Source organism: Streptomyces flavovariabilis, from assembly GCF_000725785.1.
In the GTDB taxonomy this organism is placed as follows: Bacteria; Actinomycetota; Actinomycetes; order Streptomycetales; family Streptomycetaceae; genus Streptomyces; species Streptomyces hawaiiensis.
Genome location: NZ_JNXD01000003.1, coordinates 21,357 through 34,884, shown reverse-complemented (window position 1 = coordinate 34,884; position 13,528 = coordinate 21,357). Strand labels below are relative to the sequence as shown.

At 71.9% G+C, this 13,528-nt stretch carries 12 protein-coding genes and 3 pseudogenes; all 15 read left to right on the top strand.

Annotated features, from left to right (window positions below):
• Positions 1-71 precede the first annotated feature (71 nt).
• The 15 genes and pseudogenes from IO24_RS0107590 to IO24_RS40420 all read left to right on the top strand — a co-directional run bounded on the left by IO24_RS0107590 (position 72) and on the right by IO24_RS40420 (position 13,506).
• Entirely contained in the window at positions 72-911 is an 840-nt protein-coding gene (locus IO24_RS0107590; protein ID WP_031133205.1) for a universal stress protein, read from the top strand.
• 103 nt (positions 912-1,014) lie between these two features.
• A complete protein-coding gene (locus tag IO24_RS0107585; protein ID WP_031133204.1) occupies positions 1,015-2,490 on the top strand; it encodes a bifunctional aminoglycoside phosphotransferase/ATP-binding protein in 1,476 nt (491 codons plus the stop codon).
• Between the two features lie 161 nt (positions 2,491-2,651).
• Positions 2,652-3,679: pseudogene (locus IO24_RS40430) on the top strand (alcohol dehydrogenase catalytic domain-containing protein).
• Positions 3,680-3,763: 84 nt separating this feature from the next.
• Positions 3,764-4,300 (top strand): AMP-binding enzyme, encoded by a 537-nt coding sequence (locus tag IO24_RS47105; protein WP_341866234.1) that lies wholly within the window; start codon positions 3,764-3,766, stop codon positions 4,298-4,300.
• Positions 4,297-4,773, top strand: a pseudogene (locus tag IO24_RS46225) (thiamine pyrophosphate-dependent enzyme); the annotation flags it as partial. The gene IO24_RS47105 and the pseudogene IO24_RS46225, both read left to right, overlap by 4 nt.
• A 112-nt stretch (positions 4,774-4,885) precedes the next feature.
• Positions 4,886-5,368: a thiamine pyrophosphate-dependent enzyme gene (locus tag IO24_RS46220; RefSeq protein WP_425274820.1), complete on the top strand. Its 483-nt coding sequence runs from the start codon at positions 4,886-4,888 to the stop codon at positions 5,366-5,368.
• 2 nt (positions 5,369-5,370) lie between these two features.
• The gene (locus tag IO24_RS0107565; protein WP_031133200.1) at positions 5,371-6,369 is read left to right on the top strand and encodes an alpha-ketoacid dehydrogenase subunit beta; all 999 of its coding nucleotides are present in this window, start codon (positions 5,371-5,373) and stop codon (positions 6,367-6,369) included.
• A 2-nt stretch (positions 6,370-6,371) separates the two neighbouring features.
• Positions 6,372-7,340, top strand: a pseudogene (locus IO24_RS42740) (E3 binding domain-containing protein); the annotation flags it as partial.
• A gap of 118 nt (positions 7,341-7,458) precedes the next feature.
• Entirely contained in the window at positions 7,459-8,490 is a 1,032-nt protein-coding gene (locus tag IO24_RS0107560; protein ID WP_234335166.1) for a V-type ATPase 116kDa subunit family protein, read from the top strand.
• 2 nt (positions 8,491-8,492) lie between these two features.
• On the top strand, positions 8,493-8,909 hold the full coding sequence (locus IO24_RS0107555; protein ID WP_031133196.1) for an ATP synthase subunit C: 417 nt from the start codon (positions 8,493-8,495) through the stop codon (positions 8,907-8,909).
• Positions 8,906-9,139: a V-type ATP synthase subunit F gene (locus IO24_RS0107550; RefSeq protein ID WP_031133194.1), complete on the top strand. Its 234-nt coding sequence runs from the start codon at positions 8,906-8,908 to the stop codon at positions 9,137-9,139. The genes IO24_RS0107555 and IO24_RS0107550 overlap by 4 nt, the downstream gene beginning before the upstream one ends.
• Positions 9,136-9,663 carry a V-type ATP synthase subunit E gene (locus IO24_RS41955; RefSeq protein ID WP_051905866.1) on the top strand — a complete coding sequence of 176 codons (528 nt, stop codon included), beginning with the start codon at positions 9,136-9,138 and terminating at the stop codon, positions 9,661-9,663. Before IO24_RS0107550 ends, IO24_RS41955 begins: the two co-directional genes overlap by 4 nt.
• Positions 9,660-11,423, top strand: a complete 1,764-nt coding sequence (locus IO24_RS0107535) for a V-type ATP synthase subunit A (protein ID WP_045295992.1) — start codon at positions 9,660-9,662, stop codon at positions 11,421-11,423. Before IO24_RS41955 ends, IO24_RS0107535 begins: the two co-directional genes overlap by 4 nt.
• On the top strand, positions 11,420-12,823 hold the full coding sequence (locus tag IO24_RS0107530; RefSeq protein WP_031133190.1) for a V-type ATP synthase subunit B: 1,404 nt from the start codon (positions 11,420-11,422) through the stop codon (positions 12,821-12,823). The genes IO24_RS0107535 and IO24_RS0107530 overlap by 4 nt, the downstream gene beginning before the upstream one ends.
• On the top strand, positions 12,820-13,506 hold the full coding sequence (locus tag IO24_RS40420) for a V-type ATP synthase subunit D (RefSeq protein ID WP_234335167.1): 687 nt from the start codon (positions 12,820-12,822) through the stop codon (positions 13,504-13,506). The genes IO24_RS0107530 and IO24_RS40420 overlap by 4 nt, the downstream gene beginning before the upstream one ends.
• The last annotated feature ends 22 nt before the right edge of the window (positions 13,507-13,528 follow it).

Here is a 13,528-nt window from a genome sequence, read left to right as displayed (position 1 = left end):
CATCCGAACAGTCCGGCAATCAGACTCGTCAGCCGTCATTTCCAGCTTGCTATGAGACGGAGGCCGGTGCCATGCAACCAGTCCTCACCGTGGGCCTCGACGGTTCACCCGAGAGCCTTGCGGCCGCCCGCTGGGCGGCCGACGAGGCAGAGAAGCGCAAGCTCACTCTGCGCCTGCTGCACGCGTGGCCGCTGCTGGCACCGGAACCGGCCCGCGTCCCCGGGGAAGTCGATCAAAACTACTGGGCGAAGCGTCTCGTCCACACCGCGCAGGCGGAGCTTCAGACGCGTCATCCGGACCTGTCCATCAGCGGGAGCCTGGTCGCCGAAGACGCCGAGAACGCTCTGGTGCAAGCGGCCTCGGAGTCCGAGGCGCTCGTGCTCGGTTCACGAGGGCTGGAATCTGTCGCGAGCTACTTCCTGGGCGACATCAGCATGCCGGTCGTGGCACGGGCCCAGCGGCCGGTGGTGCTGGTCCGCGCCGACACCGGGGAGGAGGGGCCGGTCCCGGCACCCGCGAGTCGCGTGGTCGTGGCGCTGAAGTTGCGCGATTCCTCGGAAAGTCTGCTCGACTTCGCCTTCCATACGGCTGCGGCCAGGGACGTGCCACTCCATGCCCGCGTGCCCTGGGGTGTGGATCACGACGTCACCGAGGAGATGAGGCGGGACGCACAGAAGCACCTGAGCAAGGCGCTCCGGCCCTGGCGTGAGAAGTATCCGCAGGTGGAGGTGGCCGACAGCATCCGTTTCGCAAGCCCGGCCAAGGTCGTAGTGCAGGCCGCCGAAGGCGCCGTGCTGCTGGTCGTCGGCCGACGCGAACACCGTCCGGGTCTGGCGCCGCACCTGGGTCCCGTCGCCCAGGCCGCCATCCACCATGGTCGCTGCCCCGTCGCCGTCGTCCCTCATGACTGAACATGGCCGCAGTGAGACATCGGATCGGCCGGTGTCGCCGGACGACGCGTCAGTGCCCCGCTCCGGTGCCCGGCACCATGGCGAGCCCCTGCCGCGCGCGGAGGTGTGCGAGACGCACACCTCCGTCGTGTTCTTCGTCGGCGACCACGCCTACAAGCTCAAGAAGCCGGTGAATCTGGGGTTTCTTGACTACACCGCGCTGGCGTCTCGCCGAGCCGCGTGCGAACGCGAAGTCACTCTCAACCGCCGCTTCGCCCCCGACGTCTACCTGGGCCTGGGCGAGATCCGCAGCCCCGACGCGGAAGCGCCCGAACCGCTCGTGGTGATGCGCCGCATGCCCGCGAATCGCCGCCTCTCCCGACTGGTGCGGGAAGGGGCCGCCGTCGACGACATCCTGCGGGGCCTCGCCCGGCAGGTCGCGACGTGGCACGCGGAGGCCCCCCGCGGCCGGGACGTGGACGAACAGGGCACCCGGGATGCGCTGTCGTCCCGCTGGGAGGCCAGTTTCGAGCAGGTCCGCACACTGGCCGCCGACGGCTTCGTGCCCGACGGCGTTGCGGAGGTGGAGCGGCTTGTGCGCCGCTATCTCGCCGGGCGCGAGCGCTTGTTCGCCTCACGTATCGAGCAGGGGCGGGTGGTCGACGGTCACGGTGATCTGCTCGCCGAGGACGTCTTCAGCCTCGACGACGGTCCTCGCGTCCTGGACTGCTTGGAGTTCGACGACCACCTGCGCTACGTCGACGGTCTCGACGACGCCGCCTTCCTCGCCATGGACCTGGAACAGCTCGGCGCCCCGGAGGCCGCCGCGTACTTCCTCGCCCAGTACAGCGAGTACTCCGGCGACCCCGCACCCCATTCCCTGTGGCACCACTACGTCGCCTACCGCGCGTTCGTCCGCGCCAAGGTCTCCCTGATCCAGGCACGCCAGGGCGCGCCGGACGCGGAGACGGCGTCACGACGGCTGGTCTCGACGACGCTGCGCCATCTGCGCACCTCCGCCGTGGGTCTGACGCTCGTCGGCGGGCTGCCGGGCAGCGGGAAATCCACCCTCGCCGGAGCTCTGGCCGACCGGCTGGGGGTCACGCTGCTCAGCAGCGACCGCCTCCGCAAGGAGCTGGCGGGCATCCCCGCCGAGCAGCCCGCGGCCGCCGACTACGGCGAGGGCCTGTACACCCCCGAGTGGACGGCCAGGACCTACGCCACCCTGCTCGACCGCGCGTCCGCCCTGCTGTCCTCCGGCGAATCCGTCGTGCTGGACGCCACCTGGTCCTATGCGGGACAGCGCGAAGCGGCACTCCACACGGCCGAACGCACCAGCGCCGACCTGGTGGCCCTCCACTGCCACGTGCCGGGCGACGTGACAGCCGCCCGCCTGACCACGCGCGCCTCCGGAATCTCCGACGCCGGCCTCGACATCGCCGCCGCCATGGCGGCCAGGGAACCGCCATGGCCGGAGGCGGTCGCGGTCGACACCAGCGGCACGTTGGAGTCCGCGGTCGCCCGGGCGCTGACAGCCGTACGCCCGTGGGGCTCCGGCCAGGCCCCGGTCTTCCGCCGCCCCTATATGGAGCCGGACTGAATGAGCGGGTTGCCCCGTGTCCATCCATGCGGTCATGAACGCAGGCCGAACGACGAGACGACGGAGCCCGCCGTGTCGGCGGTCCAACGGGCTGATGACTCCGGTTGCCCGCACATCCCACGGGAGTGACCGTGGAGTGGGGGAGCGAGGGAGTGAGTATCGTGCGAGCGCTCGTCTACCACGGCCCCGGACAGATCTCCTGGGACCCCGCCCCGGACCCCGCCATCGAGGAGTCGACCGACGCGATCGTGCGCGTCGACGCCACCACCGTCTGCGGCAGTGACCTGCGCATCCTGCGGGGCGATCTCCCCGAGGTGAAGCCGGGGACGGTCCTCGGGCACGAGGCCGTCGGCGAGGTTTTGGAGGTCGGACGCGACGTCCACCACGTGCGTCCGGAGACCAGGTGATCATGTCGGCCGTCTCGGCCTGCGGCCGCTGCCGGGAATGCCGTGACACCAAGTTCGGGCAGTGCAGCGGGGGCGGCGGATGGATTCTGGGCAATCTGATCAACGGGACCCAGGCCGAGCTGGTGCGGATTCCCTTCGCCGACCACTCCACCCACCGGCGGCCGTGGAAGGTCCCGCTGAACGAAGCGGTCCTGCTCGCCGAACTCCTCCCCACGGCCTACGAGGTCGGGGTGCGGAACGGCCACGTGAGCCCGGGTGACACCGTGGTCGTGGTCGGGGCGGGTCCCGTCGGTCTCGCCTCGGTGGTCATCGCGCGGCTGTACTCGCCCCGGCGGATCATCGTGGTGGACCTGTCCGCCGAGCGGCTCGAAGCCGCCGCCGGTGTGGGGGCCGATGCCGCCGAAGTGCCCGGCAAGATGATCGCCGAGCTGTCCGAGGGACCGGGTGCCGACGTGGTCATCGAGGCATCGGGCGAACCGGACGGCTTCGTTCTGGCTACCCGCGCCGTCCGTACCGGAGGGCACATCGCCAACATCGGGGTGCACGGCAAGCCGGTGACGCTGCATCTCGAGTCCCTGTGGCGCAAGAACCTGACCATCAGCACCGGCCAGGTGGACACATCCTCCACACGGTGGCTGCTGGAGCTGGTGAGGTACGGAGACCTGCCCATCTCCGGACTGGTCACCCACACCCTCCCCCTCGACCGGATGGAGGACGCCTATGAGGCGTTCGCCGGAGGCACCACCACGGGGGCTCCCAAGGTCGTACTGCACCGCGAGTGACAGGCCGGCCGACAGGGGGCCGACCGGTCCCCAGGTCGGGGCCGTCCGGCCCTACAGCACGCCGGTGATGGGTGGTGCCATGGAATTGAGCCGAGGGCCACAAGGAGACACGGAGAAGCGGACCAGAGCCGCGCACCGTGTGATTCGGGCCTGCAAGAAGCGGGCGGTCCTCGGCTCCATGGCGTCGGCCCCAGGTCGGCGCCCGCCCTTTCGGGCCGTGTCCTTCCGCCGAAGTGCACGCGGGCCGGGCTCGGCGACTCTGGAAAGCGGGGGCAGTGCCGGGAGGAGCACCGATGCACTGGGAAACCATTCACAAGGACGCCCCACCGGTCGTCCCGCCCCGTCTCACCGACTACGACCGGGCTCGCTCGGCCTTCAGCTGGTCGCAGGGTCAAGGCGTTCGTGTCACTGCGGCCGAGTGTCGATCCGACCGCGGATATGGAGCGGGAACTGCTGGCGTTCGGCCGCCGCAAGCTGGGTCCCGCCGTCGCTCCCAGGGAGATCGCGTTCGACCAGAACCTGCCCAAGACCCGCAGCGGGAAGGTGATGCGCCGTCTGCTGCGTGCCCGTGAACTGGGCCTGCCTGCGGGCGACTTGTCGACCTTGGAGGGATCCACATGAGCGTGGCCCGCCACACCCGAACGCGCAAGGACCCGGCGCACCCGAAAGCCGGCAAGAAGGCCGCGACGACCAAGTCGACCCAGCGGAAAGCGAACACCGGGCCTCCGACCGGTCGAACAGGCCCGGAACACCGGACGGATCTGCTGGAGGCGATGCTGCGCATCCGGCGCTTCGAGGAGCGGTGCGTCGAGCTGTACAGCGCAGCGAAGATCCGCGGCTTCGTCCATCTCTACATCGGCGAGGAGGCCGTCGCCGTCGGCGTCAACGAGGCGCTGACGCCCGAGGACGCGGTCGTCTCCACGTACCGCGAACACGGCCACGCCCTGGCCCGTGGAGTCACGGCCGAGGCCGTCATGGCCGAGATGTACGGCAGGACGACGGGGTGCAGCGGCGGCCGCGGCGGGTCCATGCACCTGTTCGACGCGAGCCGGCGCTTCTACGGCGGCAACGCCATCGTCGCCGGCGGACTCCCCCTGGCCGCCGGCCTCGCGCTCGCCGACCGCATGCGCGAACGGGCCCAATGTCACCTGCTGCTTCTTCGGCGACGGAGCCTTCGCCGAGGGCGAGTTCCACGAGACCGCGAACCTGGCGGCCCTGTGGAAGCTGCCCCTGCTGCTCGTCTGCGAGAACAACCTCTATGCCATGGGCACGGCCCTGGAGCGGCACGAGGCACAGACCGACCTGGCCATGCGCGCCGCCTCCTACGGCATGGTCGCCTGGGCCGTGGACGGCATGGACGCCGAAGCCGTCGAGGGTATCCGGGCCGGCACCGGACCGCACTTCCTGGAACTGCGCACGTACCGCTTCCGCGCCCACTCGATGTACGACCCTGACCGGTATCGCCACAAGGGGGAGATCGAGCAGTGGAAGTCCCGGGACCCGGTGAGCCTGCTCATGGACCGCATGCGTGAGAACGGTGAGTTGGGTGACAAGGAGCTCGCCCGGATCGAGCAGCGGGTCACCGACGAGATCGACCACGCCGTCGAAGCGGCCGAACAGGCACCCGAGGAACCGGTCGGGCACCTGCTCCGCCACGTCACCAGTTCCTCTGCGGAGGCGGTGAGTTGACCATGGGCGCCGACACGACGCATGACGCGAAGACGACCTACCGCGAGGCTATGCGGGAGGCGCTCCGTGAGGCGCTGAGCTCCGACGAACGCGTCTTCCTCATGGGCGAGGACGTCGGCCGGTACGGCGGATGTTTCGGCGTCAGCCTCGGCCTGCTGGAGGAGTTCGGCCCCGAGCGCGTCCGCGACACCCCGCTGTCGGAGTCCGCGTTCGTGGGCGCCGGCATCGGCGCCGCCCTGGCCGGGCTGCGGCCCATCGTCGAGATCATGACCGTCAACTTCAGCCTGCTCGCCCTCGATCAGATCCTCAACAACGCCGCCACCCTGCTGCACATGTCGGGCGGGCAGTTGCCCGTGCCGCTGGTCATCCGCATGACCACGGGCGCCGGACGGCAACTTGGCGCCCAGCACTCCCACAGCCTGGAAGGCTGGTACGCGCACATCTCCGGCATCCGCGTCCTCACACCCGCCACCCTGGAGGACGCACGCCACATGCTCGCAGCGGCGCTCGCCGACCCCGATCCCGTACTGATCTTCGAGCACGGCAGCCTCTACAACGTCTCCGCCGAACTCCTGCCGCCGCCGACCGAACCCGTGGACCTGGACCACGCCGCGATCCGCCGACCCGGCACCGACATCTCCCTGATCACGTACGGCGGTTCGCTGCCCAAGGCCCTCGCGGCGGCGGACCAGCTGGGGGTCGAGGGCATCAGCGCGGAGGTGATCGACCTGCGCACGCTCCGTCCCCTCGACGACGCGGCCATCACCGCTTCCGAGGCCCGCACGCACCGTGCCGTGGTCGTCGACGAGGCATGGCGCACGGGAAGCCTCGCCGCCGAGGTGTCCGCACGCATCACCGAAGGGTCGTTCTACGACCTGGACGCTCCCGTCGAGCGGGTGTGCAGCGCGGAGGTGCCCATGCCATACGCCCGGCAACTGGAGGAGGCCGCTCTGCCACAGACCGCCGACATCGTCGCGGCCACGCACCGGGCGGTGGACTGATCATGTCCGAGTTCACCATGCCGTCCCTCGGCGCGGACATGGATGAGGGCACGCTCCTGGAATGGCTGGTAGGGCCCGGTGACACCGTGCACAAGGGCGATCCGGTCGCGGTCGTCGAAACCGCGAAGTCGACCATCGAGGTTGAGTGCTTCGAAACCGGGACCATGACGGAGCTGCTCGTCGAGCCCGGTACGACGGTGCCGGTGGGGACCCCCCTCGCGCTCATCGGGCCGAAGGGGGAGAAACCCGGGAAGCCGGAGGAACTCGAGAAGCCCGCGAAGCCCCGGAAGTCCGCGAGCCCGGGGAAAGCCGAGGAAGCCGAGGCGGCCGAGGAGCGGCGACCGGTCCGTCACACACAGAAAAGGCGCCCGGCCCCCGAACGCCCCTCCCCACCACCCGAACCCACCCCGGTTCCAGTACCGTCCGCCGTGCGCCCGAGCGGCCACATCGAGGCGGGTCCCCTGGTCCGGCACCTCGCGGAACACAGCGGCGTCGACCTGGAGACACTGCACGGCTCCGGACCAGGAGGACGCGTCACACGGACCGATGTCGAGCATGCGGCCGCCACCCGTGCCGGCACCAAGGCACCGCGGGTGCGGGCCACTCCCCTCGCCCGGCGCCTCGCCGCCGAACTGGGCGTGGATCTGGCCGCGGTGACGGGGACGGGCAGGGAGTCGGCCGTCCGTGCGGCGGACGTACGTCAAGCAGCCCCCGGCCCTTCGGCCCCGCCCGCGGGGGCCGCGCCACACCGTCCTTCCCCTGTACGTCCTTCTGTGGCACGCCCGTCTGAAAACCGGACGGTGGCCATGCGGCAGGCGATCGCCGGCCTGATGACCCGCGCCAACCGGGACATCCCCCACTACTACCTCTCCACCACTGTGGACATGGCCGCCGCGATGGATTGGCTGCTTGAGCACAACCGACGCAGCCCGGTCGGTGAACGGCTGCTCCCCGCGGCCCTGTTGCTCAAGGCGGCGGCCTTGGCGGCCACTGAGGTCCCGGAGTTCAACGGCTTCTGGACCGACGACCACTTCACGGCGGGCGAGGGGTGGCGTCGACCCGCCGACGTTGCTGACCGGAGCGGGCGAGGTGCCTCCGGGCTCCGCGGCGACCGTGCGGCGCTCCTTCACACCCCTGGTCACGACGTACGGAACCGTGCCCTACGCCGACCTCGACCCGACGATGGCGGCCGGGATCGTCTACGTGGTGATGTTCGGCCTGATGTTCGGCGACGCCGGTCACGGGCTGCTGCTGGTCGCCATCGCGCTCCTGCTTCGGGCGGGACGTCCACGCCGAGTTGCGGCGCTGCGTCCGCTGTGGCCCTTCGTCGCCGGGGCCGGGCTGGCCGCCACCCTGGCCGGGGTGGCGTACGGCGAGTTCTTCGGCCCGACCGGGGTGCTGCCGGTGTTGTGGCTGGAGCCGCTGGAGGAGCCCATGCGGCTGCTGGCCGTCGCCGTCGGGCTCGGCGCCGTGCTGCTCGCGGTCGCCTACGCCGCGGGAATCGCCAACCGGTGGCGGGAGGGCGGACCGGCGGCGGCCCTGTACGCGACGACCGGGATCGCCGGGGCGGCGCTCTATCTCGGTCTCGCCATCATCGCCGGGTCTGTCTGGCTCGGCCAGGCGCTGTACGGCGTCGTGGGGGCCGTGATCGCGACGGTCGGCCTGGCGCTAGCCGGGGTAGGGCTTTTCGCGACCACGGCGGGCGGTCCGGGCGGCGCCGTGCAGACCGGCATTCAGTTGTTCGACGCGGTGGTCCGGATCGGCTCCAACGTCGTGTCCTTCGCACGACTCGCGGCCTTCGGCCTGACGCATGCGGCGCTCGGCGCGATCGTCTGGGACGGTACGACGGCTCTGGCGGGCCGGGGCCCGGTGGGCATCGTCGCGGCGGTTCTCGTCTTCCTGCTCGGCAATGCCCTGGCCTTCTGCCTGGAGGCGCTGGTGGCGGGTGTCCAGGCGCTGCGGCTGGAGTTCTACGAGCTGTTCTCCCGGCTTTTCGAGGGCGAGGGCCGCCCCTTCGAACCCTGGCACTTGCCGGTGGAGCACGCCCCGGGTTCAGCCGCTGCCGCGGGGCCGCCCGCAGCGGCGCAGGCCGTCCGACAAGACCCGGCGAGGGAGGAGTAATCGTGATCACCTGGTTCCTGGCCCTGCCCGTCATCGTCGCAGGATTCGTCGTCGTACGCCTTGTGCTGCGACGCTCGGGGCGCACGGCCCTGTGGTGGATGGTCGCCGCCGACGCCGTGCTCCTGGTGGCCGCCACCGTGGTGCTGACCCTGGCGCTCAGCGGCGGATCCGCGCAGGCCGCGACCACGGCCGCACAGGACTCGGGCTCCGGATCCGCCGCCCTGATCGGCGCCGCGATCGCGGTGGCCGGGGCGACGATCGGTGCGGGCATCGCCGTCGCCTACACCGGTGCGGCGGCCCTCGCGGCACTCAGCGAGCGGCCGGAACTCTTCGGCCGGGCGATGGTCATCGTCGGCCTGGCCGAGGGCATCGCCATCTACGGGCTGGTCGTCGCGGTCATCCTCATCGGGAAGGCATGACCATGGGACGCGTCGCCGCCATCGGAGAGCGGGCCCGAGTGGTCGGTCTGGCCCTTGCCGGAGCAGCCGTCCTCGTCGCGGAGGACGCCGAAACCGTACGCCGGGTCTGGCGTGACCTGCCGGACGGCATCGACCTGGTGATCCTCACCCCTGCCGCGGCCGAAGCGCTGGAGTCGCACCCAGCGGCACCCGGAGGCCACCGCCCGCTGATCGCTGTGATGGCGCCATGACGACTCCGGCCCCCGACCAGACGACGGACGCGCTCCACCCGGTCCGGGCGGGGCTGCTGCGGGCCGCTCAGGCCGACGCGGAAGCGCTCCTGGCCCGCACCGAGCAAGAGGCCGCCGCCTTGCTCGACCAGGCCCGCGCCGAGGCCGGGGCGATCCTCGACGAGGCCCGGCGCCAGGGCAAGGCCGACGGCGCCGACACCGCCCGCGACCTCCTCGTCAGGGCCCGGCGCAAGGCCAGGTCACGCCCGCTCGCCGCCCGCCGGGAGGCGTACGACGCGCTGCGCCGCGAAGCCGCCGAACGGGCCGGAAACCTGCGCCGGGCCAACGGCTACGCGTCTCTGCGCGAACGGCTGGAACACCGGGCCCGTGTCCTCCTCGGTCCTGCCGCCGAGGTGAGCGAGCACGCCGACGGGGGCGTGGTGGCCCGGGCGCCGGGAAGGCGGGTCGACCTCTCGCTGCCCGCGCTGGCCGACCGCGCACTGGAGCGTATGGGAGCGGAGGTGCGGAGCCTGTGGGAGCCGTGACGGAAGCCGCTGAGACGCGCCGACGCCCGACTGACCGGCAGCCGGCCTCCCGGATCCTGCGCGTCACCGGACCGCTGGTCGAGATGGAGTACACGAGCGGCATGGCGATGTACGACCTGGTCTCGCTGGGCCCCGGCGGGCTGCCCGGCGAGGTCGTGGCCATCAGCGGTGACGTGGTCACCGTCCAGGCGTACGAGTACACCGGCGGCCTCGCCCCGGGACAGCCGGCGCTGCCCCAGGGCCGTCCGCTGTCGGTGCGGCTCGGTCCGGAACTGCTCGGCGGAGTCTTCGACGGCCTGCTGCGTCCTCTGTCCGGGGCCGGCGACTGGCTGCTGCCCGGCGCACAGCGGGCCGCGGCCGAGGAACGCACCTGGTCCTTCTCTCCATTGGTGGCGCGGGGCGAGCACGTGGCCGAGGGGCAGGCGCTCGGGACGATCCGCGGCGCGGGGCCGGTGCCGGTAAAGGTCCTCGTGCCACCCGGCTGCCGGGGAACGGTCACGGAGGTCAGTGTCGCGGCGGAGCGTGCGCGCGACGCGGTGGTGGCCGTGGTGGGCGGTACCGAGGTGACCACCGGGGCTCTGTGGCCGGTGCGCCGGCCGCGCCCGGTGCGGGAGCGGGTCGACAGCCACGAGGCCCTGAGCACCGGCCAGCGTGTGATCGACCTGCTCTTCCCCGTGGCCCGGGGCAGTACGGCGGCGGTCCCCGGTGGCTTCGGCACCGGCAAGACCGTCCTGCTGCAGCAGATCGCCAAGTGGTGCGACGCGGACGTCATCGTCTACGTCGGCTGCGGGGAGCGCGGCAACGAGATGGCCGATGTCATCACGGAGCTGTCGGAGCTCCAGGACCCGCGCACGAGCGGACGCCTCGCGGACCGCACCGTGACGATCGCGAACACCTCCAACATGCCGATGATGGCCCGTGAGGCGAGCGTCCACACCGGGGTGACGGTCGCGGAGTACTTCCGGGACATGGGCCTCGACGTGGTGGTCATCGCCGACTCGACCTCCCGGTGGGCCGAGGCGCTGCGCGAGTTCGCCTCCCGTACCGGCGCGCTGCCCGCCGAGGAGGGCTATCCGGCCGGCCTCGCGTCCGCCATCGCGGCCTTCTACGAGCGGGCCGCCGCCGTGACCACCCTCGGCGGGGACCGCGGCTCGGTGACCGTGATCGGCGCGGTGTCTCCGCCGGGCGGTGACATGACGGAACCGGTGACCGCGCACACCGAACGCTTCGTCCGCTGCCTGTGGACCCTCGACCGCGATCTCGCCTACGCCCGCCATTACCCGGCGGTGTCCTGGGCGGGATCTTTCTCTCGCGACGTCCCGGTGCTGGCCGCCGGACACAGGTTGGCCGGCGATCCGGAGTGGGCCCGGCGCCGCGAACGGGTGGGGGCGGTGCTGGCGGAGGCCGACCGGTTGGCCGATCTGGTGGACCTGATCGGCATCGCCGCCCTGCCCGCGCGGGAACGCATCAGCGTGCTGGCGGGGAGGCTGGTCCGCGAGGGTGTGCTGCAGCAGAGCGCGCTGTCGGAGCGGGACGCGTACTGCGGGCCGGAGAAGACGGCCGCGCTGGCTGACGCCGTCCTGGCGGTCACCGGCCGCTGCCACGAGCTGGTGGACTCCGGTGTCCCGGCGGCCTCGGTCGAGGAGCTCGACTTCGGTCCGCTGCTGCGCGCCAGGGAGGACACAGGCCCCCACGACAGCGCCGGTGTGTTGGTTCGCCGGGACGCCATGCTCGCCAAGCTGGACGAGGTGCGGTCATGAGTCTGCTCGGCGGGATCGAGTACACGGCGGTGCGCGAGCTCAGAGGGCCGATCGTGATCGTCGAGGGCGTCTCAGGGGTCGGCTGGGACGAGTACGTACGCGTCACCCTCGCCTCCGGCGAACGGCGCCACGGCGTCGTCTTGGACGCCGACCGCGACCTGGCGGTCCTGCAGGTGCTGGAGGGCACCGCGGGCATGGATCCGGAGGGTGTCCGGGCAGCCTTCTCGGGCAGCCCCCTGCGCGTCCCGGTCGGGACGGACTGGCTGGGCCGCGTCTGCAACGGCCGGGGGGCGCCCCTGGACGGCGGCCCGCCCGTTCTCGGCTCCCACGACGCCGACGTGGGCGGCGCCCCCATCAACCCGGTGCGGCGCGAGCCGCCGTCCGAGGCGGTGCTCACCGGGGTCGGGGCCGTCGACGCGCTGACCACGCTGGTACGCGGGCAGAAACTGCCGGTGTTCTCCGTGGCCGGGCTGCCGCATCTGGAACTGGCCGCCCAGATCGCCGCACAGGCCACCGCCGGCGGTGAAGCGTTCAGCGTCGTCTTCGCGGGAATGGGTCTCACCCACGCCGACACCTCCTTCGTACGCGCCGCCCTGGAGGAACGGTCCGCCGCCGGAGAACTGGTCCTGCTGCTCAACACCGCCGACGACCCGGTGATCGAACGGATCCTCACCCCGCGGATCGCGCTCACCGTCGCCGAGCACCTCGCCTTCACCGAGGGACGGCACGTCCTCGTCGTGATGACCGACATGACGACGTACGCCGAGGCCCTGCGCGAGGTCTCCGCCGCCCGCGGGGAGATCCCCGCCCGCCGCGCCTACCCCGGCTACCTCTACAGCGACCTGGCCTCCCTGTACGAACGCTGCGGACGTGTCAGGGGCCGTCCAGGCTCGGTCACCGTGCTGCCGGTGCTCACCATGCCCGCAGGCGACATCACCCACCCCGTGCCGGACCTGACCGGCTACATCACCGAGGGCCAGATCGTGCTCTCGCCCGAGACGCAGGCGCGCGGCGTGTACCCGCCGCTGGACGCCCTGTCATCTCTCTCCCGGCTGATGCGCAAGGGCGCGGGCCCGGGCCGCACCCGAGACGACCACCTCGACGTCGCGGCCCAGTTGCTGGCCGCCCTGGCCCGGGCCCGGCAGGTTCGCGACCTCGCGGACCTGGTTGGTCAGGCAGCCCTGAGCTCCACTGACCGCAGGTACCTGGCCTTCGAGGAAGCGTTCCTGCGGGACTTCGCCGACCAGCGCAGCGACGAACCGCGTGACCTCGCCACCTCGCTGGAACGCGGCTGGCGGGCGCTCCTCACCCTGCCCCGCAGCCAGCTCTCCATGCTCCCCGCCCGCCTCCTCGATGCCCATGGCGCGAAGGACGCCCCGGACACGGAGGCGTCCCCATGACCGGCACCCGCCGTACGCCGCCCGGTCGTGCGGGACGACTGCGGCTGCGGCACAGCCTCGACGTCGCCGAGCGCGGAGCCGATCTGCTGGAGCAGAAGCTCCGCATCCTCCGCTCCGAGCACCAGCGGCTGCTACGCGCGGAGGAGGCAGCCGCCCACGCCTGGCAGGACCTGCTGGCCGAGGCCGAGACCTGGCTGCTGCGTGGACTGCTCCTGGGCGGGGAACAGTCCCTGGACTCGGCCGCCGCGGGCATCGGCCCCGCCGAGATCACGGTCCAGTGGACCGTCTCCATGGGGGTAAGCCATCCGGCGTCGGTCGCCGTGTCCGTACCCGCCCGTTCGCCAACCACCGCCGCTCCCACCAACACGGCCCTGGTGTACTCCGAGGCGGCCTACGGTCGTGCCGCGCGTGCCGCCGCCGAGCACGCGGCCGCACACGCCGCCGCCGAGCTCGTTGGCGCGGAGGTCGTCAGCACCCGGCACCGGGCCCGTGCCCTGCGACGCCACTGGATCCCCGCCTGCGGGAGGCGCTCGACCGGGCCGATCTGGCCCTGGAACAGACCGAACACGAGGACAGCGTCCGGCGGCGCTGGGCTGCCCGGCAGTGACTCTCCACGCCTCACTGCTCCGCTCGGTCCCGAGGCGGTGGGGCGTGACCGGGGTGAAGCTGGAGGTGAGAGGTAACGGCTTCTGTGCGAGGGAGGCA

Excerpts from the sequence above, each read along its gene's own strand:
- IO24_RS0107590 (WP_031133205.1), top strand. The coding sequence starts at position 72 with ATGCAACCAGTCCTCACCGTGGGCCTCGACGGTTCACCCGAGAGCCTT.
- IO24_RS0107530 (WP_031133190.1), top strand. The coding sequence starts at position 11,420 with ATGAGTCTGCTCGGCGGGATCGAGTACACGGCGGTGCGCGAGCTCAGA.
- IO24_RS0107565 (WP_031133200.1), top strand. The coding sequence starts at position 5,371 with ATGGGCGCCGACACGACGCATGACGCGAAGACGACCTACCGCGAGGCT.
- IO24_RS40420 (WP_234335167.1), top strand. The coding sequence starts at position 12,820 with ATGACCGGCACCCGCCGTACGCCGCCCGGTCGTGCGGGACGACTGCGG.
- IO24_RS0107550 (WP_031133194.1), top strand. The coding sequence starts at position 8,906 with ATGACCATGGGACGCGTCGCCGCCATCGGAGAGCGGGCCCGAGTGGTC.
- IO24_RS41955 (WP_051905866.1), top strand. The coding sequence starts at position 9,136 with ATGACGACTCCGGCCCCCGACCAGACGACGGACGCGCTCCACCCGGTC.